This window comes from Paenibacillus sp. FSL H8-0175 (genome assembly GCF_045040615.1).
Lineage (GTDB): Bacteria > Bacillota > Bacilli > Paenibacillales > Paenibacillaceae > Paenibacillus_AQ > Paenibacillus_AQ odorifer.
This window is the reverse complement of sequence record NZ_CP150299.1, coordinates 3,050,938-3,076,280: the sequence shown is the minus strand read 5'-3', so window position 1 is coordinate 3,076,280 and position 25,343 is coordinate 3,050,938. Positions and strand designations below refer to the sequence as shown.

The 25,343-nt window shown below is 42.9% G+C and carries 32 protein-coding genes; 14 read left to right on the top strand and 18 right to left on the bottom strand.

Annotated elements, in window-relative coordinates:
- Positions 1-35: 35 nt before the first annotated feature.
- Both MHH46_RS13485 and MHH46_RS13480 read right to left on the bottom strand, forming a co-directional pair.
- On the bottom strand, positions 36-362 hold the full coding sequence (locus MHH46_RS13485; protein WP_076189947.1) for a helix-turn-helix domain-containing protein: 327 nt from the start codon (positions 360-362) through the stop codon (positions 36-38).
- Positions 363-377: 15 nt separating this feature from the next.
- Complete coding sequence (locus tag MHH46_RS13480; RefSeq protein WP_256717155.1) at positions 378-623, bottom strand: helix-turn-helix transcriptional regulator; 246 nt, start codon at positions 621-623, stop codon at positions 378-380.
- Between the two features lie 181 nt (positions 624-804).
- Between MHH46_RS13480 and MHH46_RS13475 the strand changes: the two genes are divergently transcribed.
- Complete coding sequence (locus MHH46_RS13475; protein ID WP_256717154.1) at positions 805-1,416, top strand: LexA family transcriptional regulator; 612 nt, start codon at positions 805-807, stop codon at positions 1,414-1,416.
- A gap of 37 nt (positions 1,417-1,453) precedes the next feature.
- Positions 1,454-2,644, top strand: coding sequence for a tyrosine recombinase XerC (gene xerC / locus MHH46_RS13470; RefSeq protein WP_076189945.1), 1,191 nt, complete (start codon positions 1,454-1,456; stop codon positions 2,642-2,644).
- A 245-nt stretch (positions 2,645-2,889) separates the two neighbouring features.
- Here xerC and MHH46_RS13465 read toward each other — a convergent pair whose 3' ends face one another.
- From MHH46_RS13465 to MHH46_RS13440, 6 genes are all read right to left on the bottom strand, one after another.
- Positions 2,890-3,846 (bottom strand): alpha/beta hydrolase, encoded by a 957-nt coding sequence (locus MHH46_RS13465; protein WP_076189944.1) that lies wholly within the window; start codon positions 3,844-3,846, stop codon positions 2,890-2,892.
- A gap of 228 nt (positions 3,847-4,074) precedes the next feature.
- On the bottom strand, positions 4,075-4,179 hold the full coding sequence (locus tag MHH46_RS13460) for a sporulation protein YjcZ (protein ID WP_111503812.1): 105 nt from the start codon (positions 4,177-4,179) through the stop codon (positions 4,075-4,077).
- 122 nt (positions 4,180-4,301) lie between these two features.
- Complete coding sequence (locus MHH46_RS13455) at positions 4,302-4,724, bottom strand: hypothetical protein (RefSeq protein ID WP_076126105.1); 423 nt, start codon at positions 4,722-4,724, stop codon at positions 4,302-4,304.
- A 112-nt stretch (positions 4,725-4,836) separates the two neighbouring features.
- Positions 4,837-5,121, bottom strand: a complete 285-nt coding sequence (locus tag MHH46_RS13450) for a holin (RefSeq protein ID WP_076126104.1) — start codon at positions 5,119-5,121, stop codon at positions 4,837-4,839.
- Between the two features lie 20 nt (positions 5,122-5,141).
- Positions 5,142-5,951 (bottom strand): glycoside hydrolase family 73 protein, encoded by an 810-nt coding sequence (locus MHH46_RS13445; protein WP_076189943.1) that lies wholly within the window; start codon positions 5,949-5,951, stop codon positions 5,142-5,144.
- A gap of 990 nt (positions 5,952-6,941) precedes the next feature.
- Positions 6,942-7,550, bottom strand: a complete 609-nt coding sequence (locus MHH46_RS13440; RefSeq protein WP_076126101.1) for a pentapeptide repeat-containing protein — start codon at positions 7,548-7,550, stop codon at positions 6,942-6,944.
- Between the two features lie 123 nt (positions 7,551-7,673).
- On the opposite strand from MHH46_RS13440, the gene MHH46_RS13435 reads away from it, so the two are divergent.
- A complete protein-coding gene (locus MHH46_RS13435) occupies positions 7,674-8,054 on the top strand; it encodes a PilZ domain-containing protein (protein ID WP_076126099.1) in 381 nt (126 codons plus the stop codon).
- A gap of 114 nt (positions 8,055-8,168) precedes the next feature.
- On the opposite strand, the gene MHH46_RS13430 is transcribed toward MHH46_RS13435, so the two are convergent.
- From MHH46_RS13430 to MHH46_RS13410, 5 genes are read right to left on the bottom strand one after another with little or no spacing between them, the layout of a single operon-like run.
- On the bottom strand, positions 8,169-8,897 hold the full coding sequence (locus MHH46_RS13430) for a hypothetical protein (protein WP_076189942.1): 729 nt from the start codon (positions 8,895-8,897) through the stop codon (positions 8,169-8,171).
- Positions 8,891-9,592, bottom strand: a complete 702-nt coding sequence (locus MHH46_RS13425; RefSeq protein WP_076126093.1) for an ABC transporter ATP-binding protein — start codon at positions 9,590-9,592, stop codon at positions 8,891-8,893. Before MHH46_RS13425 ends, MHH46_RS13430 begins: the two co-directional genes overlap by 7 nt.
- Positions 9,593-9,605: 13 nt before the next feature.
- Positions 9,606-9,980, bottom strand: coding sequence for a GntR family transcriptional regulator (locus MHH46_RS13420; RefSeq protein WP_076101764.1), 375 nt, complete (start codon positions 9,978-9,980; stop codon positions 9,606-9,608).
- A 2-nt stretch (positions 9,981-9,982) separates the two neighbouring features.
- Complete coding sequence (locus tag MHH46_RS13415) at positions 9,983-10,729, bottom strand: ABC transporter permease (protein WP_076189941.1); 747 nt, start codon at positions 10,727-10,729, stop codon at positions 9,983-9,985.
- On the bottom strand, positions 10,722-11,678 hold the full coding sequence (locus tag MHH46_RS13410; RefSeq protein WP_081386289.1) for an ABC transporter ATP-binding protein: 957 nt from the start codon (positions 11,676-11,678) through the stop codon (positions 10,722-10,724). Before MHH46_RS13410 ends, MHH46_RS13415 begins: the two co-directional genes overlap by 8 nt.
- A gap of 195 nt (positions 11,679-11,873) precedes the next feature.
- Between MHH46_RS13410 and MHH46_RS13405 the strand changes: the two genes are divergently transcribed.
- The 3 genes from MHH46_RS13405 to MHH46_RS13395 all read left to right on the top strand — a co-directional run bounded on the left by MHH46_RS13405 (position 11,874) and on the right by MHH46_RS13395 (position 13,706).
- Positions 11,874-12,245 carry a hypothetical protein gene (locus tag MHH46_RS13405; RefSeq protein WP_076126089.1) on the top strand — a complete coding sequence of 124 codons (372 nt, stop codon included), beginning with the start codon at positions 11,874-11,876 and terminating at the stop codon, positions 12,243-12,245.
- Positions 12,246-12,396: 151 nt separating this feature from the next.
- Positions 12,397-12,768, top strand: coding sequence for a hypothetical protein (locus MHH46_RS13400; RefSeq protein WP_076126088.1), 372 nt, complete (start codon positions 12,397-12,399; stop codon positions 12,766-12,768).
- Positions 12,769-12,869: 101 nt separating this feature from the next.
- On the top strand, positions 12,870-13,706 hold the full coding sequence (locus tag MHH46_RS13395; protein WP_076189940.1) for a sulfurtransferase: 837 nt from the start codon (positions 12,870-12,872) through the stop codon (positions 13,704-13,706).
- A gap of 209 nt (positions 13,707-13,915) precedes the next feature.
- On the opposite strand, the gene MHH46_RS13390 is transcribed toward MHH46_RS13395, so the two are convergent.
- The gene (locus tag MHH46_RS13390; RefSeq protein WP_076126085.1) at positions 13,916-14,608 is read right to left on the bottom strand and encodes a Crp/Fnr family transcriptional regulator; all 693 of its coding nucleotides are present in this window, start codon (positions 14,606-14,608) and stop codon (positions 13,916-13,918) included.
- Between the two features lie 171 nt (positions 14,609-14,779).
- Here MHH46_RS13390 and MHH46_RS13385 point away from each other — a divergent pair, with 171 nt between their 5' ends.
- The 6 genes from MHH46_RS13385 to MHH46_RS13360 all read left to right on the top strand — a co-directional run bounded on the left by MHH46_RS13385 (position 14,780) and on the right by MHH46_RS13360 (position 18,848).
- Positions 14,780-15,118, top strand: coding sequence for a cupin domain-containing protein (locus MHH46_RS13385; RefSeq protein WP_076126083.1), 339 nt, complete (start codon positions 14,780-14,782; stop codon positions 15,116-15,118).
- A 16-nt stretch (positions 15,119-15,134) separates the two neighbouring features.
- Positions 15,135-15,482 carry a cupin domain-containing protein gene (locus tag MHH46_RS13380; RefSeq protein WP_076189939.1) on the top strand — a complete coding sequence of 116 codons (348 nt, stop codon included), beginning with the start codon at positions 15,135-15,137 and terminating at the stop codon, positions 15,480-15,482.
- 13 nt (positions 15,483-15,495) lie between these two features.
- Positions 15,496-16,251, top strand: a complete 756-nt coding sequence (locus MHH46_RS13375) for a class I SAM-dependent methyltransferase (protein ID WP_076189938.1) — start codon at positions 15,496-15,498, stop codon at positions 16,249-16,251.
- Between the two features lie 125 nt (positions 16,252-16,376).
- A complete protein-coding gene (locus MHH46_RS13370; protein ID WP_076189937.1) occupies positions 16,377-17,396 on the top strand; it encodes an ABC transporter substrate-binding protein in 1,020 nt (339 codons plus the stop codon).
- Positions 17,368-18,129 carry an ABC transporter permease gene (locus tag MHH46_RS13365; RefSeq protein ID WP_076126075.1) on the top strand — a complete coding sequence of 254 codons (762 nt, stop codon included), beginning with the start codon at positions 17,368-17,370 and terminating at the stop codon, positions 18,127-18,129. Before MHH46_RS13370 ends, MHH46_RS13365 begins: the two co-directional genes overlap by 29 nt.
- 11 nt (positions 18,130-18,140) lie before the next feature.
- Positions 18,141-18,848 carry an ABC transporter ATP-binding protein gene (locus MHH46_RS13360; RefSeq protein WP_076126073.1) on the top strand — a complete coding sequence of 236 codons (708 nt, stop codon included), beginning with the start codon at positions 18,141-18,143 and terminating at the stop codon, positions 18,846-18,848.
- A 116-nt stretch (positions 18,849-18,964) separates the two neighbouring features.
- Here MHH46_RS13360 and MHH46_RS13355 read toward each other — a convergent pair whose 3' ends face one another.
- The gene (locus tag MHH46_RS13355; RefSeq protein ID WP_076126071.1) at positions 18,965-19,432 is read right to left on the bottom strand and encodes a hypothetical protein; all 468 of its coding nucleotides are present in this window, start codon (positions 19,430-19,432) and stop codon (positions 18,965-18,967) included.
- Between the two features lie 84 nt (positions 19,433-19,516).
- Between MHH46_RS13355 and MHH46_RS13350 the strand changes: the two genes are divergently transcribed.
- Complete coding sequence (locus MHH46_RS13350) at positions 19,517-19,897, top strand: hypothetical protein (protein ID WP_076126069.1); 381 nt, start codon at positions 19,517-19,519, stop codon at positions 19,895-19,897.
- On the opposite strand, the gene MHH46_RS13345 is transcribed toward MHH46_RS13350, so the two are convergent.
- The 3 genes from MHH46_RS13345 to MHH46_RS13335 form a co-directional block, all read right to left on the bottom strand.
- The gene (locus MHH46_RS13345; protein ID WP_076126068.1) at positions 19,898-20,356 is read right to left on the bottom strand and encodes a hypothetical protein; all 459 of its coding nucleotides are present in this window, start codon (positions 20,354-20,356) and stop codon (positions 19,898-19,900) included. It lies immediately after the preceding gene.
- A gap of 113 nt (positions 20,357-20,469) precedes the next feature.
- Positions 20,470-20,655 (bottom strand): hypothetical protein, encoded by a 186-nt coding sequence (locus tag MHH46_RS13340; RefSeq protein WP_076126066.1) that lies wholly within the window; start codon positions 20,653-20,655, stop codon positions 20,470-20,472.
- A gap of 212 nt (positions 20,656-20,867) precedes the next feature.
- Positions 20,868-22,823: a helix-turn-helix domain-containing protein gene (locus tag MHH46_RS13335; protein WP_076189936.1), complete on the bottom strand. Its 1,956-nt coding sequence runs from the start codon at positions 22,821-22,823 to the stop codon at positions 20,868-20,870.
- A 374-nt stretch (positions 22,824-23,197) separates the two neighbouring features.
- On the opposite strand from MHH46_RS13335, the gene MHH46_RS13330 reads away from it, so the two are divergent.
- Positions 23,198-25,261 (top strand): methyl-accepting chemotaxis protein, encoded by a 2,064-nt coding sequence (locus MHH46_RS13330; protein WP_076189935.1) that lies wholly within the window; start codon positions 23,198-23,200, stop codon positions 25,259-25,261.
- The last annotated feature ends 82 nt before the right edge of the window (positions 25,262-25,343 follow it).

The window sequence follows — 25,343 nt, the reverse complement described above, 5'->3', positions numbered from 1 at the left end:
TTTATATCTCCTTTTTGAGTCAATCTTTAAGGATTTTAAGCTCGACTATCCCATGTTGGGCAATTTAAACGTTCTTGTTGCCGTATCCATTCTTCCAAAGAACGTATACTGAACATCATTTTTGGTCTACGTGAACCAGGCGCTCCTGATTTCACATGCGGGATTTGTTTTTGACTACAGAGACGATAAATCAAATCTTTAGAGACGCCTAATATTTCAGCAGCTTTTTCAGCTTCAACCATTTTATCCCCACTTATGGGAATGTTCTCTTCAATTTTCTTTAAAACAGTTGGTAAAATCTTGGATGCGACTTTTTCAGCAACAGCATCCAAAAAATCAGATGCAACATGTTCTTCTTTCATTTAACCTCCTCCTAATTACGATATAATCGCATAAACTTTGATATTTCCGATTAAATCGGATTCCCTGCCAAAAAAAATTATTTCTGCTGGCACTTTGTAGAGTTTTAGTAACTCATTTGTTAAGGCCCAGGGTATATCAGTCGAATCTTTCTCATACCTCCGAATGAGATCCATATTTTTTTTGGTCATTTCGGAGACTTCTTTTAAAGTGTAACCTGCATTTACTCTGGCGGCTCTCCAAGTAATTTTGTAATCGTCCATTGCCTCACCTCCCAAACCAATATTATTCCGATTAAATCGGATTGTCAACATCAAAACTCCAAATTTAACTTTTAATATCTGATTAAATCGGATATAATAAATATTATTTCTATATAACCGGAAAAAAACGGAGGTTTTCAAAGTGGCGCGGAAAAAGTTCACTGATTACGAGGTTAATCTTATGAAAGAAATATCTATTAACTTAAAAAAAGTCTTAATGCTAAAAGGAATTACTCAACTAGAATTAAGTGAACGAACAGGAGTAGCCTCGAGCACTATTTCTGATTATGTTAATGGTAGAACACTAATGTCTATGGGAAATCTACAAATAATCTCAGATACCTTGAAAATTGCAAAGTCAGATATTTTTCCCGACCTATTTGAGCAACATCCGCGATTTAGAGAAATACCATTACTCGGAACAATCTGTGCTGGAAATGGTCTTCTTGCTGATCAAAATATTGAGGAGTACATCCACTATCCTTTTCCCAACAAAAAACAACCGGATTATGCACTACGCGTCAAAGGTGACTCAATGATAAATATCGGAATTACGGATGGAGATATTGTTTATATGCGTCATGCTCAATGGGCAGAACATAATGGTCAATTAGTTGCCGCACTTGTAAATGACAGTGAGGAAGGATTCCTGAAACGCATACATTGGTCTGAAAATGATTCCCAAATCAAATTATCCCCAGAGAATGATGATTATGAAGCGAAATTTTATGTCCCGAATCAAATACAGATTTGTGGAATATACATGGGTCATTTCAAAATTTCTGAAATTTGAAAATACATAATTATAGTAAATTTTCGAGGTGATCTGAATGGCGAGTATTCAAAAGAGAGGTAAAAGTTCTTGGTTATTTACAGTTGAAACAGGGTCGGGAACAAAGCGCGGTCGAGAAACGATGACTTATCGAGTTGAAGATACTGCATTACTAAAAACAACAAAAAAACTCAAAGATCACTTAGAATCAGAATGGAATAAATTCAAAATAGAAGTTGAATCCGGAAATTATTTTAGACCTGAAAAAATGACATTTAGAGAATTCACTGGTTTATGGAGCGATAAATTTGTAGATAAAAATTTAGCTGAAACAAGTGCTTTCAATTACAAATACCACTCTACGACAAAACTCACTCCTATTTTAGGTGATATACAAATGGATAAAATTAAGACTTTAGATATTGTCACCCTGTTGGACGAGCTATCAAAAAAAACTGGTGAAGCCTCAGTGGTTTATTGCTTCAGAGTACTTCGAAGTATATTCAGCAAAGCGGTGTCTTGGAAAGTTATCAAAGTAAATCCAATGGATGGGATCGATAAACCCAAAGAGACCCCAAAGGAGATGAGTTTTTATAACGAACAAGAAGTGGCTGAACTTCTAAAGTCCCTCCAAAAAGAAACTATTAAATTCAAAATATTTGTTACTTTAGCTCTCACTACAGGAATGCGCCGTGGAGAACTTTTGGGTCTTGAATGGAGACATATTAATTTAGAAAAAGGTAGTATCCTTGTACATCAAACTATTCCAATGTTTAAAAATGGTATGCCTGTAATCAAGGGTCCTAAACGTGGTACAGGAAGAACGATAACGTTGCCTTCTTCCGTAGTAAAAGAACTTGTAGAATATCAAAAGCATATGATGCGGGTTCGCACTGAGCTTAAAGTTCCATGGGAAGGTGGAGAATATTCATTTTTATTCGCTCACGACAATGGACGTCCTAAATTCCCAAAAAATTGGGGAGATTACTGGCGCGAATTCCACGCTAGAAATCCACAGTTAAGATACATTAGATTTCATGATCTACGTCATACTTCTGCCACTCTTTTAATTAGCAGTGGTGTTCATGCTAAAATCATCTCTAGTAGACTAGGGCACACTAAGATATCAACTACAATGAATATCTATGGTCATATTATTGAAGCTGCAGATCAATCAGCAGCTGACGTTTTCAATACCTTCCTCCAACCTCCAAAGATTGTTAAACGAGCAAGGAAAACAAAGGCGTAGTTGTTATCGCGTTGTTGACAACTTGTTGACGAACTCTACTTAAAACTAACATTTACAACTTGATGTAGCGATTAATTAAACAAATTCAGCCTATTGTATCAGTTGAAATGGAAATAACAATAAAATATAATACTTTGATTCTATCATCTCCCATGAAAGGGGCTCTCGAAAGAGGGCCCCGAATTTATGTTTAACGGTATTATAAGCACGAAAAGACTACCTTTCGGCAGCCTTTTCAGCAACAACTATTTCACAAATCTTCCGATAAACTCAGAAACTACGCTCTCATACTTAACCGGATCCATGCGGAAAGCTTCTCCGTGACCCGCATTAGGAACGATGTAAAGCTCCTTCTCGACCGGACTATTTTCATATACCGTATGAACCATTTCCGTAGGAACAAAAGTATCATTATCGCCATGAATAAACAGAGTTGGCGTTTTAGATTTCTTCACCTGTTCTAAGGCTGAGGCTTCACCAAAGGAATAACCTGCCCGGATCTTTGTTAGCATACTGGTCGTATCTACAATTGGAAAGGCGGGGAGATGGTACATTCTTTTTAATTGAAAGGTAAGCTCGTCCCTTACTGAGGTATAGCCGCAATCTTCCACAATTGCTTTAACATTAGCTGGTAAATCCTCACCGCTTGTCATCATTACGGTAGCTCCCCCCATGGAAACGCCGTGCAGTATGATCTGTGTATCCTCACCGTTTGCTTTCAGAACGTTCTGTATCCACTTCAGGTAATCCTTACGTTCTGGCCATCCAAATCCGATATAGTCACCCTCACTTTCTCCATGTCCTCTGGCATCCGGCAGCAAAATATTATATCCAAGTCTCTCATAATACATTCTGGCATAACCGCTCATTTGAGTCGCATTTCCAGCATAGCCATGAGCAATAATCACTGTCTTATCGGAATGTTCAGGAGCAGCTAAATAGTACGCTTTAAGCTGTATTCCGTCATCAGAATTCATTTCCCATCTATCAAAGCTCTGGGTATCCCACCACTCTTGGTCTGCCTTCGAGGTATCTTTAGATTGTTCTACCTCTGGACTGGACTGCAGGTCAGGGCTTTCATTTAAGAAGTCCTTTGAAGCACGTGCAATAGCAACATGATAGAAATAAAAGCTTCCCACAGTTACAACAATGATTAAAAGTACAATAACAGAAGAAATTCCGATCATCATTTTTTTCTTCAAACTAGCTCTCTCCTAAGTAAAATTTAACAGTATTAATCTATGTTATCAGATTAAGATAACATGTATATTTGAATATTCAAAATCATAGTATTGTAAACTCATGTTATTCACTACGTGATTAGTATTCTTTTAACTTATTATTTTATATTACCTTAACGGACAAAATATCTACAAAAAAAAGCCCCAAGTCGGCAAAATACCAACATGGAGCTCTGCTATTTTAGTGATTTAGAATATGCATGCGCTTGTAATAATTACTAATAAGATGAATAAAACTAAGATTGCGCCTGTAGAAGTAAAAGCACCACCAACATGACCATATTCAGCACCCATGAGAAGACCTCCTCCGTATTTAGAATACATCATAAGATATGTAATGATCCCCTTAGAAGATTGGGCGTTCAGTTAAAAAAAAGACCTCTACTGGGCTACCAGCGAGGTTAAAGGCTCTACAATTAATCAGAAACTAAAATACCATCAAAGCTTTCTGGGCCCACACGTACTGTACCGAGAAGATTAGAAGAAACAAATGCTGTATAAGTGAGCTGAGGTGTGATGGCTGGTAAGAAATCCGCTGCTGAAAAGGTTATTACTTGCGGAGCCAATATACTAAGAGCAAAAGTTGAAGTAGCAGAATACACTTTTGGATCGGTAGCCAAGGTTCCTCTTACAATCGTAATTGTGATGCCCACTAACGCTAGCGGAAGCGTCACTGATATCGTTCCTTTAAGGAGAACACGTGGATTGGTAGTCACTCCAGCCGTTAACAGCCCAATCTGTCCAAAAAGCTGCGGCGTGTTAAGTACCGTAATAGGAATAGATATAGAGTTGGCGAGGCTGGCATTTTGAGATGTTCTTGCATCAAGGTAAGTTCCCATCGTTGCACCCCCTTTATAAATTGGCATACCATAATATATTAGTGTTCTCGATAGAATGCATAGCCACATTACCAGTGTAAAACGATTGTTTTATAAAACTCATAGGCCAGATCTATTTATCATCTTTTTTCGTCCCCTCCCTTTTATTAAAAGCTAGTTCAAACAAACCGGTCGCTGATAGTCCCGCAAGCCCCCCCGCCCAGAGTCTCAGAATCAGATTCATATCAGTGAACGGGTAGGCAACTGCTCCAACCAGCAAGCCAATAGCCAACCCCACTACTGGCACAATGTTCCGCGGAAGTTCAATGCTGTTCTTCACAAGTTGTACAAGTGCCATTACAAAAACAGCTAGGACTGAAGCAAAGGCAAGCACACTGTTGAGAGCATCGTTATACATGTTTTTTAATCCTCCTTATTTCATTTTTTACTTCCTGTTACAAGTAAACCTGCACGGTTCAGCACCGTTAATATACGATAGAAATCGTAACTGCCACCCGATGGAGTATCGAGAAGTCCTGCCGCAGTCGCTGCTTTCACAGCCGCTTCAGCCCATGCAGGGACATTCATGACTGCCCGATTTTCAATGAATGTCACCCGATCCGTAAGCTTATTAATCGACTGCCCCTGTTCTTGCACACCTGTTTTCAGCGTATCCCTGCTATCTGTAAGAGCTGCTAAAAGAGCACGCAGTTCCTTTACTTCCGATTCTAGACTAACAAGCTTTTGCTTATCCTCTGCTGACATCTCATCATCTCCTCCCATGGATTTGTCGTCATATTGATACAGATTATAGGTATTCATAATTTGAATCAGCTTAGCTGCATAGTTCGGATCAGTAGCGTAACCAGCTGCGGCAATCTCTTGTGCGGCCACCTTGCCACTCGCACCGAGAACCTTGCTGTAAAGGTTGCGATTCCATGAGACTCCATTCACAATCAAGTCGGAATGATCCGCGATAGATTCTCCCCAGTTGTTATAGGCTCGAAAAGGGGCATTCACTTTAACAGCTTTACCGTTAATATATTCGGTAGTTTGTACAGTAATGCTGCCAGCAGGTCCACTTCCTTTGATCCCAAACAAATTATTCGCTTTCACAGTCAATCCACTGCTGCCCCAGCCTGACTCCAGAGCCGCTTGAGCAATGGTTAACGAAGCAGGAAGCTTAGTGAGCTGCATGTCCTTTACAGCAAAATTCGCAATCTTCGCTATAAACTCGCCTTCTGTCATCTCATCACATCCTCTCCGTTTATTAAATGCGAGGCATCATAAAATGACTGTGCTTATCCCCTTCTAACATTGTGTTTTTACTAGATTCGAATCCAACTCGGCAACAAAAAAAAGCCATCCCATTACCCATGAAATGACTGCTGGAGTAGCCTCAATGATCTGAACATCTAACTTCCTAATTACATCTCATTCGCTTACGAATCATCTATCGGACTCAGCTGACCTTATACGCAGCGTTAGCTCGCTTTTTGGATATTAACGGACACCACAGCCGCAATTGGCACCAAAAACACTCAATAACAGGCTCTTCATATAGAATAATGTCTCTGAGGTCCGAAAGCACGCTCAAAAGGTTAAAAACATGCTAATAACGTCATCCGGGTCCTTAAGCTTCAGTAAACTGAATATGACTCGGCGGTGTAAAAGCAGCCAAACAACGATCCAAAAAAAAGGAGTAGTAGTTCTCCTATTATTAGAGAACTACTACTCCTTTGTCTTTCATGACATCGACCACTGCTATCCACTATGACGTGGAGCGTCTATGTAAAATGGAGGGGTGCACTTCTCGGTAGCTCAAGCGGTGCCTTAGGTCCTGCATAATGCATCCTCAACCCCTTTCACCCGGACAATATGTAATTATTAGTAAATCTAGCTTGTGAATCCCGTAGAATTAGCGTAATATATAGTAATAATTTACTATATAGGAGGGTCTAACAGACTATGCCTTCATATTATTTTAAAGAAGTATGGACACCCTTACGCTGGGTAGGTATAAAGTTTTTTCGTGATGATGATGGATTCTTATGGATTAAATGGTGGGCAAAACCCAGAAAACGGTTACGTTAACGCATACTATTACATATGCCATAATACATAGGCTCAGCAGTTAGAATACTCATAATAATCTGCACTGCCCCCCCTCCGCTTCAAGCATTGATTTGCTAGCGGAGGTCTTTATGATCCACGCTAGCAACTGATGCCGTCCGTTTACTAATTCCCTACTTTTGCCCCAAATGAACGTGCCAAGAGTACCGCCTGTTCAATATCCATCCGCACTCCCTGCAGATCCAGACTCTTTAAATCAATTCCTTCAACAATCGCTTCCCGCATATCCGCTCCCTTAAGTTTGCATTGAGACAATTGTACACGGCTCAAATCCGCTCCGCGCAAGTCACTTTTTTGCAAATTACAGCCCATTAAATCCGCTTCTGTAAATCGAATCCCTCGCAGATCCTGTCTGCTTAGATTAGTATGTCTTAGGTTCGTGTACGACCAGTCCCCTCCGAGTAGGGAGATTCCGTCCAAATATGCATTTGAGAAATCCGATCCAACCATCTTGCAATCTTCGAATTTAGATACAAACAGGTTCGCTCCCGTAAATTTACAATTGGTAAACGCTGAACCTTTATGGTGAGACGCATTAAGCATGGCTCCAGTAAAATCACAATCAATAAATCGGCAGCCAATAGAGTTCATCTCTTCCATAGAAGTGCCTTTGAAGGAGCATTGCTCGAATGTGCAGTTATTTAACTCACCATCCTGCAAGCTTCCTTGATCAAAATTGTGATTACGGAACGTTTCATTAAGGTATTGGTACATATAAATCTCATCACCTTCGTTAGTATTAAAAAAATTAATTCTTAATTAAAAATAGCACTTTAGTAGATTGTTCTCAACATTCCCTTTCGATATAATAGCAAATAAACAATGGGGAGGAAAATTATGGATGTGTCCAGCAGGAAAGAACCATTCCGTTATGTTATGAACCATCCGCTTGAATGCTGGATTGAAGTTCCGCTTAACAATTCCGGTCCAGGTGCTGGAAAGTTAACAGAGGCTGTATTACTCGATCTTAGCCGTTCGGGTTGTAAGGTACGTACTCCTTTGAATCTTCGATTCACTGCAAGAGATACTAGGCTTATTATTCATCTTCAATTAAATGAAGAGAAGCTTCAGCTCTTATGCAGCGTCCGGTGGGGTTGGATGTTTGGGCTGGGCCAATATCAATATGGAGTTAAATTCCGCTTGGACGAAAATGAGGAAGAACGCCTAATAAGAGAGCTTGAAACATGGACCGCCACCCTTCGGGTTGAAGGTCTGTAGAACTTACCCTAACAGATGCCCTTCACTTAGAAGGACGTCTTTTTTTTGCACAAAAACGAAGACAAAGCTAAATCGCCCTGTCTCCGTTCTAAAAACTATTCCGCCAAGTTGTGGCTAGATGTCCACTCTTTTATTAACGAGCTTGATGATGACCGCTATAAGAAGAACTGCTATCACCGCTTCAAACAGAAGAGGAGCTAGATTCAAATGACCCTGTATAAGCTGTATCCCATTTGCGGTATCCATCTCATCTATGACCTCGAACTGGAATACACTTTCCCAAGCAGTGAAGTTACTTTTGAAAATAAAATACTCCAAATAGAATATTCCATTCTGTAACAAATACGCAGTGGCCAGCCCAATCCATACTCGCCCCTTAAATTTCACACTTCGTGCAACCGTAATGGAGACCATCAAGGTAAGCATGATATAACCGGCAAACCAATACGCCTGCAAGAGAACTAACAATCCCACTTTCCAGAAATTCTCCGGAAGAAATGAGGAGGGATACATTGAAAGATACACACCAAAATGGATCAAAGCTATTAAAATAATACCCAGCATTAGAGCTAAATAGAGCACTAACGGAGAAAGGACTGTGTTCAAAGTTCTTACGGGCACTAGGCGACGATTATAGGAATTTATATTGTTAAAAAAGGTTTTTGCTGCCATGACAAGAAAGATCAGTCCTGCAATAACATAAGCTATTCCGTTCAAAGTAAACCGTTCATAGTCATGCAGTTTGGTAAATCCTAACCCAATCTGTGCCAGAATTATGATTACAAAAACTGCAAGAAACTTATCCCTATCCCGTCTAAAATCATACTTCACTAGCTTTAGCATTCTGCGTACACCTCTCTGAACAGTTCGTCAATACTTTTGCCATGGCGTAGCCGAATATCCTCCACCGCAGTATGCATCAGAATTTCTCCTTCTTTTATAAAAATCACATCATCAAAGATCCGCTCAATATCCGATACTAAATGGGTTGATAAGAGAATGGTACTGTCCTCTTCATAAAACTCTACTAACGCGTTAAGAATTTTTGTTCTAGCTACCGGATCTACACCACCAATGGGTTCATCCAGCAAATAAAGGCTAGCTCGGCGTGATAGGGCAAGTGTAAGCTGTAAACGTTCGTTCATCCCTTTGGACAGGTCCTTTACCTTATCTTGCGCTCTTAGTTTCATAAACTCCAACATTCGCGAGGCTTTAGTCTGATCAAAATCCGGATAGAAGTCAGTTTGGAATTTCAGAGCATCGGAAACACTCATCCAGGATTCTGTAAGCGGCTTATCAGGCATAAACGACACCACCGCTTTACTTTCTGTTCCTACAGAACCCCCAATGACGGATACACGACCAGAGGTAGGTTGTGTCAGTCCAGCGATGATTTTCATAAGTGTACTTTTGCCGCTGCCGTTACTGCCCAGCAGTCCTGTGATCTTACCCGCACTCAGATTAAAAGATACCTTGTGGAGGGCATGCTTGGATCTATATTTTTTTGTAACTTCATGAACCTCAAGTATATTCCCCAACTTGTTTATCCCCCTATTCTTTATCCTTGTTACGGATATTCTCCGCAACCGCCGCTAAAATATCTTCGCCTTGAAAGCCAAGATCCTGCATACCACGAATGAAACGATCTAGCACATCTTTGGCCATTTCTTTTTTGATGGTCAGGATAGTACCTTCATTACTTGTGACGTATCTTCCCATTCCACGCCTGGTTTCCACGATTTCTTCACGCTCCAGTTCCTGAAAAGTTCTTTGCACCGTATTCGGATTAATCTGCAGTTCACTGGCAAGTTCTCGTACTGAGAGTATTTTGTCTCCCGGTTTCAGCTTGCCTGTGACGATTTCACCTTTGATGTAATTCATGATCTGTATATAAATCGGCAGGTTGTTATCGAATTCGATTGTCATGATTAAGCAACATCCCTTCGTCTAAAGACGGAGAAACCTACGAGAAGAAAGAAAGCTGTGTATAAGACAAGCATCACGACAGAAAAGGTCAGTGTCATTCCAGGCATAGGTGCTCCTCCACCTTCATAAGCAGATAAATTTAAGTTTGGAAACAGAACATATTTGTAAAAATCACGAGAAATAATCAATTTGTCTATCATTAACGCAAACATAGTAGCCCCTATCGTTACTCCCGTTGAAGTGGTCAATATCCCCAGCATAAAAGCAAGTGTTCCATACACAACCGTACTAACGAGATTATACAATAGGTTTGTAAGCATCTCACTCATACCCGCTTCTCCACCACTTAGTCCAAACCACAAAGCTCCTGTTCCAAAAACGGCTATACCTCCGATGACAGTCAAAGTCAAAGCATACAACAGTACAACCACATATTTGGATGCGAGGATTGCTGTACGGCTTCTGGCGCGGATAAGCAGGAACTTGATGGTTCCTTGACTATACTCTTTTGAGACAATACCTGCTGTTCCGATAATCGCAAGAATTGTAATCACTTGCCCAATCCCTTGGGAAAGCAGCATCATTGCTGAAAAATCATAAGCTGATTCAAACAGGCCAGGTGAGACAGAATGAACTATATAACCTAACAGCAGGGATAATAGAATTAATATCAGATATGGCATAAAAAATGTGCGTTTTTTTGAGAGCTTGAGCCATTCATTCACAATCAGATTATTAAAGTTACGCAATGCGGTTTCCTCCTGTCCATTTCAAGAAATCTTCCTCAAGACTTTGTTTATTCTCCGTAATCCGAAAAATCCCCACACCTTCATCACTAAAAGTAGATACAAGCTCCGGTACTCTGCTATCAAGCAGACTTACTGTCACTTCAGATCGCGCGCTATCCATAGAGATCAATTCCGCATAATCCAAGCGCTCCAAGATATTTATAGCGGATTCGATTGATCCTACACGGATGGTGAGCTTCACTTGTGCGGTTGCTTCCTGCTCCTCACCAATCGTAGTTACGGTCACCAGCTTACCATTCTGGATCACAATAGCCCGATGGCATATTTGTTCAATTTCAGTAAGTAAATGGCTGGAAATCAGAATAGAAATGCCTTCCACTTCGGCGATGGTACGCATATAATCACGCATTTCCCGTATTCCGGCCGGATCAAGTCCGTTCGTAGGTTCATCTAAAATCAATAACTTTGGCCGATTGAGAAGCGCCTGAGCAATCCCAAGACGTTGGCGCATCCCCAGCGAATAAGCCTTTACTTTTTTATTCATCGCTTCTTGAAGTCCTACCAGTTCTACAACCTCATCTATTCTGCCAGCCTCAATGTTATCCGTCATTCTTTGGTACTGCTTCAGATTATCAAGTCCAGTCATATAGGGATAAAACTCTGGATTTTCAATTATCGCACCGATATGGCCAATCGCCTGCTTAAAATCCTTTTTCACACTGTGGCCTTGGATAATCACATCGCCTTCGCTCATCCTTATTAAACCCGTCATCATTCGAATCGTTGTGGTCTTTCCTGCACCGTTTGGACCTAGCAATCCAACAATTTCACCCTTACGGATATCAAATGTCAGCTTATCCACAATCGGTCTTCCTTTGATGATCTTACTTACCTCATTCATTTGCAGAACGATTGAATCTTGCATTTCTATACCACTCCCCTGTTTCATGCGAATCCTCCCTGCCAACTAATGTATTGTTCATTTTTTATATTGTGTCAGTGTAATAGTTAAATAGTACACTAATATATCGTTGGAGTAAAGCCCAAAATAATAAATTCATGCAAATAAGGGCTTTCTATTAGACTTTCAGCCAAGCCAAAAAGTTATATGAACATAGATTAGATAACAAAGGAGGAATTACAAATGAAAAAAGAAGTTCACATTTCTCAGACTTTCCCTCGCTTGACCGTGTACGATGAAGAAAACTTCAATGGACGCCGTAGAGTATATACTGGCAACCTGGGTATTCGTAATACGGACAACATCCTCGATGGTATTGAGAGCCTTCGGTTCTTCTCTACTAGCAGCAATGCTACACTGGTACTCTTCACAAGAACCCGGTTTAGAGGAAATTTCCGTGTTCTTCGCGGGAACCGCAACATTAGGGATCTGGATGATTTCATTTCAGGTAATGACGTGGAATCCATTATTTCTACTAACCAACGCTTAACCCTCGAACAAATCCGTAATATCCGCAGCAGCGGTAACTTGCCTTCGGGATATCGTTTGATCTAGGAATTGCTTACAACAACAAAAAGGAGTAATCCGGAGCCTAGCGCCCAGGTCACTCCTTTTTCCAGTCGAAACTACCGCATTCATTTATGGTAAATCTGGCGGCGAGTTGTCGAAAACGACAGTTCGTCAATCGAACTTGGAGGGATTAACCATGATTACAAAAAAAGTAACATCTGTAATATATCCTAGGCTAAGAGTGTTTAGTGAGGAGAACTTTCGGGGGCTTCGCAGAACTCTTCGCGGCAACCTGGGCATTGCAGATATAGATTCAGTCCTTACAGGAATAGAAAGCTTGCGCTTCTTCTCCACAAATCCGAACGCTACGCTTGTGTTATTCGATCGTTCTGCCTTCCGCGATAATTTCGTCATTTTGCGTGGCAACCGCAGCATCCGCGAACTGGACGACTTTCTGCGAAGAGGAGATGTCGAATCGCTCATTTCAAGCAATCAACGGCTGACCCCGGCGCAGGTTCGCACCATTCAACGTACCGGCAGCTTGCCATCAGGATATCGTTTGATCTAATTCAATGAGGACGCAGTTTAAGCCATAAGCTTAAGGTGCGCCCTCTTTTATTTTCCGCTATAATGACTCCATACATATTAAACAGGAAAGAAGGCTACTTTATGGAACCGATCGTTTCTACTCGATGGCTGCTTGCTCGGTTATACGAGCCTGAACTTGTTATAGTTGATTGCCGTTTTTTACTTACTGACCCGGAAGCTGGGCGTAAAGCCTATACAGAAGATCATATTCCCGGAGCAGTTTATCTACATTTGGAAGAACAGCTCTCCGCTCCAGTAAGCGCACACGGTGGACGCCACCCACTGCCTGAGATCTCGAAGCTAACCACCGTTCTTAGCAAGGTTGGCATTAACAGAGATAGTATTGTCGTTGCTTATGATGATCAAGGTGGAGCTTACGCTTCCCGTCTGTGGTGGATGCTTAAATATTTGGGACATGAACGTGTGTATGTAATGGATCAAGGCTACTCTGCTTGGAAAAATGGTAAGTTTCCCGTCAGTGATCATCAAGCGGTTAGGATTCCTAGCCAGTATGAAGCAGATGTTCAGAAGAAGATGCTTGTTAGCATGGAAGATGTGCAAAATGTAGTTAACGACGGTGGCGCACTATTGATGGATTCCCGCGAGTCCCGCCGCTATGAAGGACTTGAAGAACCCATTGATCCGAAGGCAGGTCATATTCCCGGAGCGATCAATAAGTTCTGGAAGGATGTACTGGATGAGCAAGGGCGCTGGAAATCAACTGAGGTGCTGAAAGAGCATTATGAGGGAATTGATCCTGAGCAAGAGATTATCGTGTACTGTGGTTCAGGTGTAAGTGCCTGCCCGAATGTGCTCGCGCTCGGAAAAGCTGGGTATAGGAATGTGAAATTGTATGCGGGTAGTTGGAGTGATTGGATTTCATATGAGGAGAATCCGGTGGCTACTGGAGGAGAGTAAAATACAAGAGCCCGCGTTCGACGCGGGCTCTTGTATTTATGAGTAACTACGATAGATAGCTAAAATCAACAAATCAAAACTCAAGTCAACAGTTAGCTAACTTTAACTACCTCTTTTATGCTGTTTAGATCGGTCAAATCCTTTCCCAATGCGCTTTCTAGCTGATTATTCCCTCTGTTTACTCCTTTACTATGTTTGGAGAAATTATTCTAAAAATCGCTGATCCGCAGCTGATTCTCCGCGTCCAACAGCTCGAATTGATTTCGATTAAACCGGATCAGCCCGTCCTGTGCCATTCGCTGCAGCTCTCTGGACAAGGCGCTGCGGTCAACAGTCAAATAATCAGCCAGGTCGCTGCGGGTAAACGGAATTTCAAAACAGGCGGAATTGTTTTTTTTGGTCTGGAGGGCCAAATAATGCAGGATACGGTCCCGCAGCGATTTGTGGGAGACCAGATCCAGCTTTTGATAGATAGACCGGTTGTTCTCAAGCAGCAGGGCCAACATATTCTCAATGATCCGTCCCCTTAAATGGCAAGTGTCCTGGCCGGGCCGGACGATTTTATTTATTTTGATAAACAGAATCCGGCATTCCGATCCCGCCACCGCTTCATAGCCGCTGTGCTCTTGGACAAGGCGAAGCGCCGTTTCGCCAAAGATTTCTCCATCCCCGAGTTCCGAGAAAATAAATCTCATGCCTGAGATATTATCTTTGCATAACAAAACATTTCCATGGATAATAATGCCCACCGAATCCAGAATATCGTCTTTTCTAAAAACAACCTCCTTCCGCGCAAAATCCTTGATTGTGCCCTGCAGACAGCTCAGTGCTTGCTGCACCTCCCGGTCCGCGAATCCCTTAAACAAAGTGGTGCTCTGTATCCTGCTCAGATATTTCTGCAATTTTCTCAGCCTCCTGTTGCCATGGCAACAGAGTCATGATGAATACTCTGCTACAATAAAATAAATGAGAATAATTCTCATTAGTCATTCTCATTATATCAAATTGCAGGAATCATTCAATCAAGCAATTTGGAAATAATCAAAACACTGTACTTTGAATAGGGGGATCGTATGAGTGGAATTACAGCAGGCAAGGTATTTTTCTTAACAGATATGATCAGCGTCAAGCCGCACCGGATTGCGAGCCGAACGCTGTCATTACCCGTAGCTGCAGCCGAAACAGCAGCACAACCGGAATGGGTATTGTATGCCATGGATCAGGAGGAGACTATCAGTTCGGAGACCTCCCCCAAATCTAAAATCATCCATGTGCTGGAAGGCGAGCTTCATCTGCTGGTGGCGGCAGAGCCCTATCAATTGACAGCCGGCGCATCTGTTATCGTCCCAGCGGGCACATGGCATGATTATTCCGCCCACAGCAGCTGCAAATTTTTGCAAATCAGTATATAAAACGGAGGTATTCAAAATGGAAACAGGTTTATTTATTAAAAAACTGCCGCAATCCGCAGTCATAGATTTGAAAGAAATCATCACAATAGAGGAACAGCAGGTTTCCAGTCTGACCCTTGTACAGCGGCCAAATCTGGCAATGACCTTACTTTCGCTGGATAAAGGCTCGTCGATTGGGGGCCATTCTTCCCCGGGCGATGCCATGGTCAACATATTGTCCGGGCAAGCGGAAATTACAATTGGAGAAGATAACTACACAGTTCATGCGGGGGAGACCCTAGTTATGCCGGCCAATATTCCGCATGCCCTATACGCAACAGAAGCGTTTCAGATGCTTCTGGTTGTAGTCAAGCCGGATAAGTAATGGGGTGAATGCGATGAAAAAAGAAGTAGGCCATAATTTTTTGGCGCGGTTGGGAAAAAAACGTTTGCGGCCCGGCGGCGTTGCAGCAACCAACTGGCTGATCCAGCAAGCCAATCTGAGTACGGACAGCCAGGTTTTGGAGGTAGCCTGCAATATGTGCACCACCTCCATTCAACTGGCCGGGAAATACCACTGTCAAATTACCGGCATTGATATGGACCCGCGGGCGCTGGAAAAAGCAAACCGAAATATTAAAAATGCCAATCTGGAAAACTATATCCATGTCCGGCAAGGCAATGCGATGAAGCTCCCTTTTGAGAATGAGAGCTTTGACGTTGTCATTAATGAAGCCATGCTCACGATGCTTAACCAGCCTGCGAAGGAAAAGGCAGTCGCCGAATACTATCGGGTACTAAAGCCTGGCGGCATTCTGCTAACACATGATATTACCTTTGCCAAGGAAAATATGGAAGAACATCTAGCCGAGCTTCGCCGCACCATTCACATCAATGTCGAGCCGCTGTATGTTGGGCATTGGGCGGGATTGTTCCACTCCGCAGGCTTTAAGCAAGTAGACAATGCTACCGGTCCCATGTCCTTAATGAGTATCAATGGACTCATTCGCGATGAAGGGGTTATCGGGGCGCTGCGTATTGTGAAAAACGGGCTCAAGAAAGAGAACCGGGAACAGTTCAAAAAGATGTATACCTTTTTTAATACGACGGGTAAAGATCTGAATTATATTGCCGTTTGCAGCAGCAAAAAATAGTTGGGCGCAGGCCTATCATGTCTTATGATAGGTTTTTATTTTCACTGTAATTGAGAATAATTATCAATAAAATTCATCAACATTACCATCTAGCTGTCAAAATAACCGCTTGAAAGGAACTCACGATGAAAGCTAAATCTGTTTATGCCTTGTGCCTCAGTTTACTGTTAAGTTTATTTTTTATGTTAAGTGCCTGTTCGCAACAAAAAAATGAAAATTCGCCCAAATCCGCCGCTCCCTCCGCTGGCCCGGCAGAAACACTGAATATCACGGTCGGCGGCCCTCCTTCTCCGCCTTCTCTGCCTATTCTGAGGCTAATTGAATCCAAGGCATTGGGAGAATCGGTCAACATCGAGTTCAAAACCTGGGAGTCCATCGACACGCTGACCGCGCTGGCTAAGGACAATCAAGTAAGCTTCTTAGCTCTGCCACTGAACAATGCCGTCGTGATGTATAACAAGGGAATGGATCTTTCCTTGATGAATGTGAATACCTGGTCAGTGATGAGCATGATTACAACAGATCCGTCCATCCAGAGCTGGGCGGATCTTAAAGGAAAAACGCTGTATGTGCCTATGAAATCCTCGCCTGTCGATTATATTACGCAGACCTTTTTGAAGCATAACGGACTGGAGCCAGGGAAAGACATCACATTGCATTACACCCAGCTGGCTGAGGGAGCTCAGCTGTTGTTATCCGGCAAGGCCTCCACAATTGTGAGCATTCAGCCGCAAATTACCGCGATACAAATGAAAAATGATCAGGTGCGCTCGATCGTGGATTACAAAAAGGAATGGCAGCAGGTTACCAAATTAAACACCGATCTGCCCAACGCCGGACTCGCAACCAAGCAGTCAGTAATTGCCAGCCAGCCGGAACTGGTCGCCCGCTTCCAGGAAGAATATCAAAAAGCGCTGCAATGGACGCTGGACAACCCCAAAGAGGCGGCTCAGTTGGCCAACAAGTATTTCAAGCTGGATGCCGGTGTGGTTGAGAAAGCGATTCCGCATATGGCGCTGGATTTCGCCTCCGCTTCCGAGAGCAAAGAGGTTCTGTCAACGTATTACCAGACGCTAATGAATTACAGCAAGGACAGCATTGGAGGCAAGCTTCCCGATGAACAGTTCTATTATCAGCCTAAGTAAAAAAGCCATATCCCTGTTGGGCATTGCCTTGCTGTGGCAGCTTGTAGCTATGCAGATGGACCCTTTTGTCCTGCCTGGCCCGCTGGAGACGATGCGCACGGTCCTGAGCTATTTCGGTGATCCGGAGTTTTATTATGCAGTTTATCGCACGCTGCTCAAGCTGCTGATCGGCATGGTCTGCGTTCTGCTGCTGGGCGGCTGTCTGGGGCTGCTGCTTGGACTTTATCCGCGTTGGAAGCCTTATCTGGAACCAGTCATCGATATAATGCAATCCGTGCCGCCGATCGCCTGGCTGGGCATCGCGATCATTTGGTTTGGGCTTACGGATCTGCCTGCAATTTTTATTATCGTGTTGTCCACTACACCGGTTTTGGTGGTCAATCTGTACGAGGGATTTGCGGCGATCGATGGCAAATTGATGCGGATGGCCAAGGTCTATCATGTGCCCGGCAATAAGATTCTCCGGCATATCATATTGCCTTCGCTCAAAAGTTATCTGAAATCAGGCATGATCACCTCAGCGGGACTGGGCTGGAAGCTGGCCGTAATGGCGGAGCTGTTGACCTCCGTCGACGGGATCGGCAGCCTGCTGTCCGATGCCAGAACAAATCTGGAGACCGATCGTGTGTTTGCCCTGGCGTTGTTTATGGCTATTTTCTGGAATGTGATCAAATCTTGCATTACATTTCTGTTCCGCAGCAGGGTAAGCCTGCCGACGCATTTGAATAAATAAGGGTGGGGCTTATGCTTATTACACTACAAGAAGTTTCCAAACGCTATTCGGGAGTTCCAATCCTGGAAAAAATCAGTCTTGAAATCCAGATGCCGAAAATCATTTGTATTCTAGGCCCTTCAGGTGCGGGAAAGACAACGTTGCTGAATATCCTGTCACAGTCCGAAAGCGCCGATTCCGGCAGGGTCACTGTGCATCCAGAGCTAAAGCTGTCCTATGTCTTTCAAGAGGATTGTTTGCTGCCGTGGTCTACAGTTGGTGAGAATATCAGCTTTGTTAAGGAGGCTTCTCCGACCTCTGCGTCGGAAATCGAAGCATTTTTGGAAGAGGTCGGGCTTGCTGCCTACAAGAATCATTATCCTCATCAGCTGTCAGGAGGCATGCGGCAGCGCTGCTCCATTGCCCGCGCTTTTTATCACGGCGGAAATATGCTGCTGATGGACGAGCCTTTTCACTCCCTGGACTATCATCTGCGGTTTGATTTAGTTCAGAAATTAATCGCATTGTGGGAGCGCAAGAAATGCGCCATCGTTTTTGTTACGCATGATATTGATGAAGCCCTGCTGTTGGGGGATGAAATTATGATCTTGTCCCGACATCCGGGCAGGATTGTAAAAATTATTGAAATTGATACTCCACAGCGCAGCCGTTCGCTGAAAGAGCTGAGCCTGCTGAAGATTCGCGCCGAAATTCTGGAGCAGCTGCTGACGGCACAGTAATTGCCTGAATGATGCAGAGCATTTCAAAAACAGGTATATAGAAAACGCGAGTCTGGGCGGCATTGCCCTGAACTCGCGTTTTTGTGCTAAGTGATTCGGTTATGTATTTCTAGCGCCTATTTTGCCGGGTATCGTTTCAACTGCTGCTCAAACACGGTATTATAGTAAAATTTTCGCGGATAGGTATCCTCCTTCAACACCTTGTAAAGCACGGATTGACCTTCTTCATAACGGACCGCAAATTCACATTCATCATAAAAACGCCGGGACAGCTCACGGATATTGTCTTTCTCGGACGAACAGCGCCATCCGAAATAAATCATGTCTAGCTGGTCCAGCGGATCACGGTAAGTGTCGAGGACAATACAAGCGTTTGGTTGCTCTGGATTGCTGTAAACGAGCACATGTCCGGTGTGAACAGGGTTGGCAAAAAAATGTTCATAAATCTCCGCAACGGGTACTGTAATACCCAATTGATCCATGATGATCTGAAAATTCGGGTGCGGAATATAGGTATCACTCTGCTCATCCGGGTACTCCACCAATTCTGTAATGGATGCCATGACCCCAAATTCATACTTCATATAAACATCCTTCCTGTTGATTGCTTGAAAAATATCCCTATGCTTGCTATGATAACAAAATTATTAGGATGAGAGGCGATTTTCATGAAAAAAAAGCTGCGTTCTATCACGCTCAGGGAACTGGAATACAGCTATATATTGGGCATGAGAATCCATGACGAACGGAGTCTGCTTGAATTAAAGATTTATCATAAAAATGTAAAGCTCCACCCCCTCCGCATCCAACTCCTAACATGGGATGATCCTATTGCCGGTTGTCCGCTAAATACAGGCTATCTGCTGCAAAACCATAAAAAGGGTTTTGAAGATGTCTATAATCTAAATCATCCACAGCGTATCCGCGAATGGATCGAATATGGAACGGCTAAAGGCTGGGACGGCACCCGGACAATAGAGATCATAAATGGATTGGATGCTATGCAGGAAATGGGCTATGATATTACTTCATTGCGCACCTCTATATAATCAGTCGAAAACCTGTTCCAGTGCTTGCGGATAATAAGGGCTGATAATTTTATAGGCATTCAAGTGAGGATTGCTTAAATCATTATCATAAATGATCATATGCTGTCTGCTTTTTAAAATAATATCAAATCGTTGCTTGCAGTCAGCCTGAACTATCGTAATATAATAGCTGAAGTTTTTGTCAGAACTGACATTTCGGGCCGATTTCATTAATTGAACATGAGAGAAATCAGCAAAAATCCGCTCAATAACAGCAGGATCAGTAATAATGATGTCTTTCTTTTCACCGGGAACTGAAGACAATCGCGAGATTTCTAGAGAGGCGATTTCTTCCAAACGGATGGTATTGGCTACGATTCGTTTAAACGAAGTATAGCGGCTTGCTGTATAGGCCATCAAAGAGACACCTACCCCTGTCAGAAGCGCACCGACAAGCATATATTTTCTATTTTTATCCATTTCCCCATTCCTCCCAGTAATACGATTAAGTAAACTACAATTATAAAACTATATAGACACCGGTGCAAATTCAGAAACATAAAGTTCAAACGGTACAAAAGGGCGGTGAGCTCCTAATCCTCAAGCTCGTCCAGCTTCGCTTCCAATTCAGCCAGCTTACGATTCGCTTGATCCAATATTTCTTGAAGCTCTGCAGCTTCTGCTCGTTTTATTTCTTTTTTAACGGCCTTAATCTGCTGCTCCAAATAAAGAATATCGGCTTCATTTCCTGAGTTGTTCCAGATCTGTGAGTAAGTCATAGTCAGCCTCCGTTTATCTATGTCGACGATTCAATCATAACCCGCATTCCACTTCTTCAGATTAATCGATGCTACTCTTGGAGTCTAGCTAATCAACAAAAAACAATGACCGATTACTATTCTATATTCAGCACTCTTTACTTAATAAACAAAATAAAGAAGCAGCGAGTTCCTCCTCTGCTTCTTTGTTGCGGATTAACCTGAGATCTCATTTATTTAGCCAGCAGTTTAGGGAACTCATCCAGCAGCATGCTGCTGGTCAACATATCGTCATAATTCCATTTGGTCTCCACAAAAGTAACTTTTCCGCTCTTTACAGCAGGGAGCGAGCTCCACAACGCAGTTTTCATTAACTCATTAAAGGAATTTTCCGCATCAGCATTGGCCGGATAGATGACAAACAAATGGTCACCAATAAGCATCTTATGCATTAGCTCAGGGGAGACCTCAATATAGGGTGCACCTTCTGCCGGCTCGATTTCCTTCACTGCCTCGGACATTTTGTAGCCCTGCGGCTGATACAGCAGTGCAGGAATACCACCAGTTTTCATCAAATACATTGTCTTGTTCCAATAATAAATCAGCACTACCGCTGTTTCTCCTTCGGCAAGTTTGCCTTCCTGACGCAATCCGCTCCACATATTCTCGGCCTTGCGATTATATTCGGACAACAGTTGCTCTGCTTCAGCCTTTTTACCCACTATCTCACCAATGACAGGCAGACGCTCAGACAAGGGTTTACTCTGGTCAAATACAACAGTAGGTGATATTTTGGACACTTCTTCATATTGTTTGTCCATCACATAACCCAGCATTGTCAAATCCGGTTCCAGATCCAAAACAAGTTCCAGATTTGTAGGAAATCCAATATCCTGTGCCGGGGTTGTCTCCTTATCCAAATAGACTGATTCTTCAATAAACCGGCGGTCGACACCGACCGGCTGAATCCCGAGTGCCAGCAGGTCTCCGATCGAATTACCTTGCAGCACAATCCGCTGTGGACGCTCTGGAATATCAACCTCATGCCCCTGACTGTCTTTATATACTCTTGTAGATTTTGAATTGGTGGCTGAGTCTGGTGGACTTGTCTCTGTTTGCACAGAGGATACTGGACTAGGGCCAGCATTCACAGAATTAACAGGACTGTTCCCTGAAGAACAAGCACTAAGCATTAAAACCAGACATAACAGCATCGCTGCTCCCATTGACATTTTTGTATTTCTAACCATCGGTAAATCCCCTTTTCTTCTATATTGATAATGATTATCATGATCATTAACAATATAACTTGGCTCAGCCCATCCTGCATTAGACAATCTTAGCCTGATTTTAGGACGATCTGATCCTTTGGCAGAGCCTAGGGCCAATGACTTAAAATTACCCGGAGTCACACCGGTTGTTTTCTTGAAAATACTGATGAAATAGGACAGGTCCGTGTACCCCACTCCGGCGGCAACCTCCTGCAATGATGCATCGGTATTTAGCAGCAGTTCCTGCGCCTTATCTATTCGCGTCCGAATAAGAAAATCAATCAGACTGGTACCCGTCTTGCTTTTGAACTGCTTCGCCACATAGGCCACACTATAATTAAGCTGCTCTGCAATAGAGGATAAGGTAATAGGCTGACTGTAATATTCTCGTATGTATCGAACTGCTTGCTCCACCAGATCCGGCTTGACGGGATAGACTCCATATGCCTGTCTCTGCCGCTCAACTTCGTAGACAAATTGATAAAGCATTGCTTTGATCTGAATCCGTTCAAGTGAACTTGAGTCCAGCCATTTCCGGTGCATCTCCTTTACTTGAGACAGCAAAGCCACTGGAGCATTCGGAGCAAATTCATATTGTTTTTGAAAAGGACTGTTTCTTTCAAAAAGTCTACGTACACCTGATCCGGACGTTAGCGAAAGCGAGGCTTTATAGAAAATAAAATAAAACTCCATTTCCTCCCTGACCCAATCAATATCCAGTTGCCCTCCTTTTCCGCTGTGTAGGATATGAAAACGTTCTGCAGCATGTTTATTTCCATTGAGCCGAAAAACCGCGTTGCCGCGAACCATATATAAAAAACCTGCAGCCGGGAACCTATAGGAGGTCAGCTTGTCTCCTGCCTTAAACAACATATGGCGAATATCAATCAGCCGGATATGTGCATAATCCCAGAGCATCAAATTATCATCAGCATTTAAAATCTTTACTCGCCTCCTTCCTATCGGAAGTATAATTGATAATCATTATCAACCGCAAGAGCTGGAAGCAATCTACAAACAAGAAGTCTGATAAAGGCAGTTAAGCATCACCTAAAAAAACAACAATTCGCCTCTAATCAGTAGCTGCAATGTGCCAAGCTACAGGCTAATTGTTAAGATCTCCCTCTCCCCCCACCATCTTGAAATCCCGTACCAGTCAAGGATTTATCCTGTGCATCATCCATTTTAATTTAATTTTTTCATTCTCAAAATTACTATTTCGAAAATCTCACTATCTTCCGATATGTTCTTATGAGCTATTTGCTCAGAGACAACTTGGGGGAGATGGTAGCATGTTACAACAACTAAAAAAAAGGCGGTTCGGTTCATCAAGCATAGCAAATACTTTGTCCATTGTACTTTTAGTTATTATTGTTGTCGTCTTCTCAATCTTGGGAACCTTTATGTTTTCCAGCACTCGCAGCATACTTGTGAAACAACAAGAATCTATGCTTCAGACCAAAACACAGGCACTTGTCAGTCAATTTGATGCACTATTTAAGGAAAAGGGTTCACTGGTCAAGCAAATGTCAACGAATAACTTATTCAAACAATACATCGAAACCACCGAAGCTCCTGAAATGGCCAAGACTTCTCCGCATGCCGCTGAAGTAGCAAAGACACTAGCTGACATAGTAAAGGTGGAACCCACTTTTGCAGATGCATGGATTGCTAGTACTGCCGGCAAAGGTTTTTATATCCTCAACAATGGTACGACATCAGATGCTGCTTTTAACATTAAAGAACGGCCGTATTATAAGCCAGCAGTCGAAGCAGACGACCTGTACTACTCCGATCCTTATATTGACATCACTACAGGCGATATGCTGATGGGTATTTTCTATCCGATAAAAAATGACAACAATACATTAATCGGTTTTGTCGCGGTTGATATAGCGTCTAAAAATATCCCTGAGATAATGGAAAGCTATAAGCTAGGCAGCACAGGTTATTCCATTCTCGCCTCCAAAACAGGTGATATTCTGTATCACCCAGACCAGTCTAAGGTCACAAAGGAAAAGATTAATGAGCTGCCAGGTGATCTTGGGGGAATCGGCAAGAAAATGATCGCTGGTGAATCCGGCGTACATCTGATTAATGACAACGGAGAACGCCGTTACATCGGCTATGCTACAAGTAAAGATACCGGCTGGTCCGTAGGTTTAACTATTTCAGAGCGGGAAGTGCTTTCCGAATTAAAAAAGTTCACCTGGATTACGATTGGCGGGTTTGTTGCAGCGGCGATTCTGCTCGTTCTATTTTCGTATATCACGCTCCGTTATCTGCTCAGATCTATACCGAAGCTGCTTACCAAAATCAAACGGGTGGAAAATGGGGATTTGACGGTTCAATTTGATGCCTATTCCAACAACGAAATTGGACAAATCTCCAACGGAATATTCAACATGGTCCAGAAAATTCAAGGGATGCTCCAAATAGTGGGTACCTCCGCTCAGGTATTAAACCAGTCCTCAAAGGATCTGCAATCTATTTCTTCCCGCACAGCTATAACGATGAACGATACAGCCACAGCCATTAATGAGATTGCGAATGCAACCAACTATCAGTCGATCGAAACGGATACGATTTTGCAAAAAACCGGATCATTATCTGGTCAAATTGACGAAATCGCTAATGATGCCATAGCCATAGAGACGATGGTGCAGGCTTCTGCCGACCAGAGCGAACTGGGGTTGGGTGTGTTGGATCAGTTATCAAAATGGGCAGAAGAAAATCACAACTCCACTCATTCGATATCGTCTGCCATCCATGATATTGATCAAAGCCGTCATGAAATTTCGAGCATCGTGGACACGGTACATCAAATCGCTACGCAAACCAATCTGCTGGCACTAAATGCTTCCATAGAAGCAGCACGTGCGGGAGAACAGGGACGCGGATTTGCCGTTGTTGCCGGAGAGGTTCGCAAGTTGGCGGAGCAGACTGCACAGGCTACACAGGAGATTGGCAGAAAGGTTCATGAAATCGAAGAGAAAACTAGAGCATCTGTGGAATACACAGCCCAAGGACTTGAAATTGCCGAAGAAAATGCAAAATCCGTGCAGGCTACGAAACAGGTATTCTTTAGCATCAACAGCGATTTGGAGGCTTTAAGATTACGTATGATTCAAATCAGCAGCAACACCTCCAAAGTCCATAAACACAAAGATGAAATCCTACAGGCACTCGAAATCATTTCTTCAACTACAGAAGAGAATTCCGCTTCAACCGAAGAAGTTAGCGCAAGTACGCAGGAACAATTGGACAGCATTGAACAGGTTGCCGAACTGTCCCTGCAGCTCAATCAGTTGTCCAAAAAGCTTCAGGACGAATTAAACCAGTTCCAGGTCGAATAGTCCTTTAGTCATCCGTAATTTGTACAGTCGTAAGACTGTCCTCCCTTCTAGAAAAATTAAGCAGCCAGTGCATGCCGATAAT

What these genes read in the sequence shown, in the direction of transcription:
- MHH46_RS13480 (WP_256717155.1), bottom strand. Translation starts at nt 623, where the DNA reads ATGGACGATTACAAAATTACTTGGAGAGCCGCCAGAGTAAATGCAGGT.
- MHH46_RS13435 (WP_076126099.1), top strand. Translation starts at nt 7,674, where the DNA reads ATGGATGTGTCCAGCAGGAAAGAACCATTCCGTTATGTTATGAACCAT.
- MHH46_RS13450 (WP_076126104.1), bottom strand. Translation starts at nt 5,121, where the DNA reads ATGTATAACGATGCTCTCAACAGTGTGCTTGCCTTTGCTTCAGTCCTA.
- MHH46_RS13345 (WP_076126068.1), bottom strand. Translation starts at nt 20,356, where the DNA reads ATGGATAAAAATAGAAAATATATGCTTGTCGGTGCGCTTCTGACAGGG.
- MHH46_RS13380 (WP_076189939.1), top strand. Translation starts at nt 15,135, where the DNA reads ATGGAAACAGGTTTATTTATTAAAAAACTGCCGCAATCCGCAGTCATA.
- MHH46_RS13440 (WP_076126101.1), bottom strand. Translation starts at nt 7,550, where the DNA reads ATGTACCAATACCTTAATGAAACGTTCCGTAATCACAATTTTGATCAA.
- MHH46_RS13460 (WP_111503812.1), bottom strand. Translation starts at nt 4,179, where the DNA reads ATGGGTGCTGAATATGGTCATGTTGGTGGTGCTTTTACTTCTACAGGC.
- MHH46_RS13365 (WP_076126075.1), top strand. Translation starts at nt 17,368, where the DNA reads ATGAACAGTTCTATTATCAGCCTAAGTAAAAAAGCCATATCCCTGTTG.
- MHH46_RS13335 (WP_076189936.1), bottom strand. Translation starts at nt 22,823, where the DNA reads ATGCTCTGGGATTATGCACATATCCGGCTGATTGATATTCGCCATATG.
- MHH46_RS13455 (WP_076126105.1), bottom strand. Translation starts at nt 4,724, where the DNA reads ATGGGAACTTACCTTGATGCAAGAACATCTCAAAATGCCAGCCTCGCC.
- MHH46_RS13405 (WP_076126089.1), top strand. Translation starts at nt 11,874, where the DNA reads ATGAAAAAAGAAGTTCACATTTCTCAGACTTTCCCTCGCTTGACCGTG.
- MHH46_RS13475 (WP_256717154.1), top strand. Translation starts at nt 805, where the DNA reads ATGAAAGAAATATCTATTAACTTAAAAAAAGTCTTAATGCTAAAAGGA.
- MHH46_RS13375 (WP_076189938.1), top strand. Translation starts at nt 15,496, where the DNA reads ATGAAAAAAGAAGTAGGCCATAATTTTTTGGCGCGGTTGGGAAAAAAA.
- MHH46_RS13395 (WP_076189940.1), top strand. Translation starts at nt 12,870, where the DNA reads ATGGAACCGATCGTTTCTACTCGATGGCTGCTTGCTCGGTTATACGAG.
- MHH46_RS13340 (WP_076126066.1), bottom strand. Translation starts at nt 20,655, where the DNA reads ATGACTTACTCACAGATCTGGAACAACTCAGGAAATGAAGCCGATATT.
- MHH46_RS13360 (WP_076126073.1), top strand. Translation starts at nt 18,141, where the DNA reads ATGCTTATTACACTACAAGAAGTTTCCAAACGCTATTCGGGAGTTCCA.
- MHH46_RS13445 (WP_076189943.1), bottom strand. Translation starts at nt 5,951, where the DNA reads ATGACAGAAGGCGAGTTTATAGCGAAGATTGCGAATTTTGCTGTAAAG.
- MHH46_RS13410 (WP_081386289.1), bottom strand. Translation starts at nt 11,678, where the DNA reads ATGAAACAGGGGAGTGGTATAGAAATGCAAGATTCAATCGTTCTGCAA.
- MHH46_RS13370 (WP_076189937.1), top strand. Translation starts at nt 16,377, where the DNA reads ATGAAAGCTAAATCTGTTTATGCCTTGTGCCTCAGTTTACTGTTAAGT.
- MHH46_RS13330 (WP_076189935.1), top strand. Translation starts at nt 23,198, where the DNA reads ATGTTACAACAACTAAAAAAAAGGCGGTTCGGTTCATCAAGCATAGCA.
- MHH46_RS13385 (WP_076126083.1), top strand. Translation starts at nt 14,780, where the DNA reads ATGAGTGGAATTACAGCAGGCAAGGTATTTTTCTTAACAGATATGATC.
- MHH46_RS13430 (WP_076189942.1), bottom strand. Translation starts at nt 8,897, where the DNA reads ATGCTAAAGCTAGTGAAGTATGATTTTAGACGGGATAGGGATAAGTTT.
- MHH46_RS13355 (WP_076126071.1), bottom strand. Translation starts at nt 19,432, where the DNA reads ATGAAGTATGAATTTGGGGTCATGGCATCCATTACAGAATTGGTGGAG.
- MHH46_RS13400 (WP_076126088.1), top strand. Translation starts at nt 12,397, where the DNA reads ATGATTACAAAAAAAGTAACATCTGTAATATATCCTAGGCTAAGAGTG.
- MHH46_RS13485 (WP_076189947.1), bottom strand. Translation starts at nt 362, where the DNA reads ATGAAAGAAGAACATGTTGCATCTGATTTTTTGGATGCTGTTGCTGAA.
- xerC (WP_076189945.1), top strand. Translation starts at nt 1,454, where the DNA reads ATGGCGAGTATTCAAAAGAGAGGTAAAAGTTCTTGGTTATTTACAGTT.
- MHH46_RS13350 (WP_076126069.1), top strand. Translation starts at nt 19,517, where the DNA reads ATGAAAAAAAAGCTGCGTTCTATCACGCTCAGGGAACTGGAATACAGC.
- MHH46_RS13420 (WP_076101764.1), bottom strand. Translation starts at nt 9,980, where the DNA reads ATGACAATCGAATTCGATAACAACCTGCCGATTTATATACAGATCATG.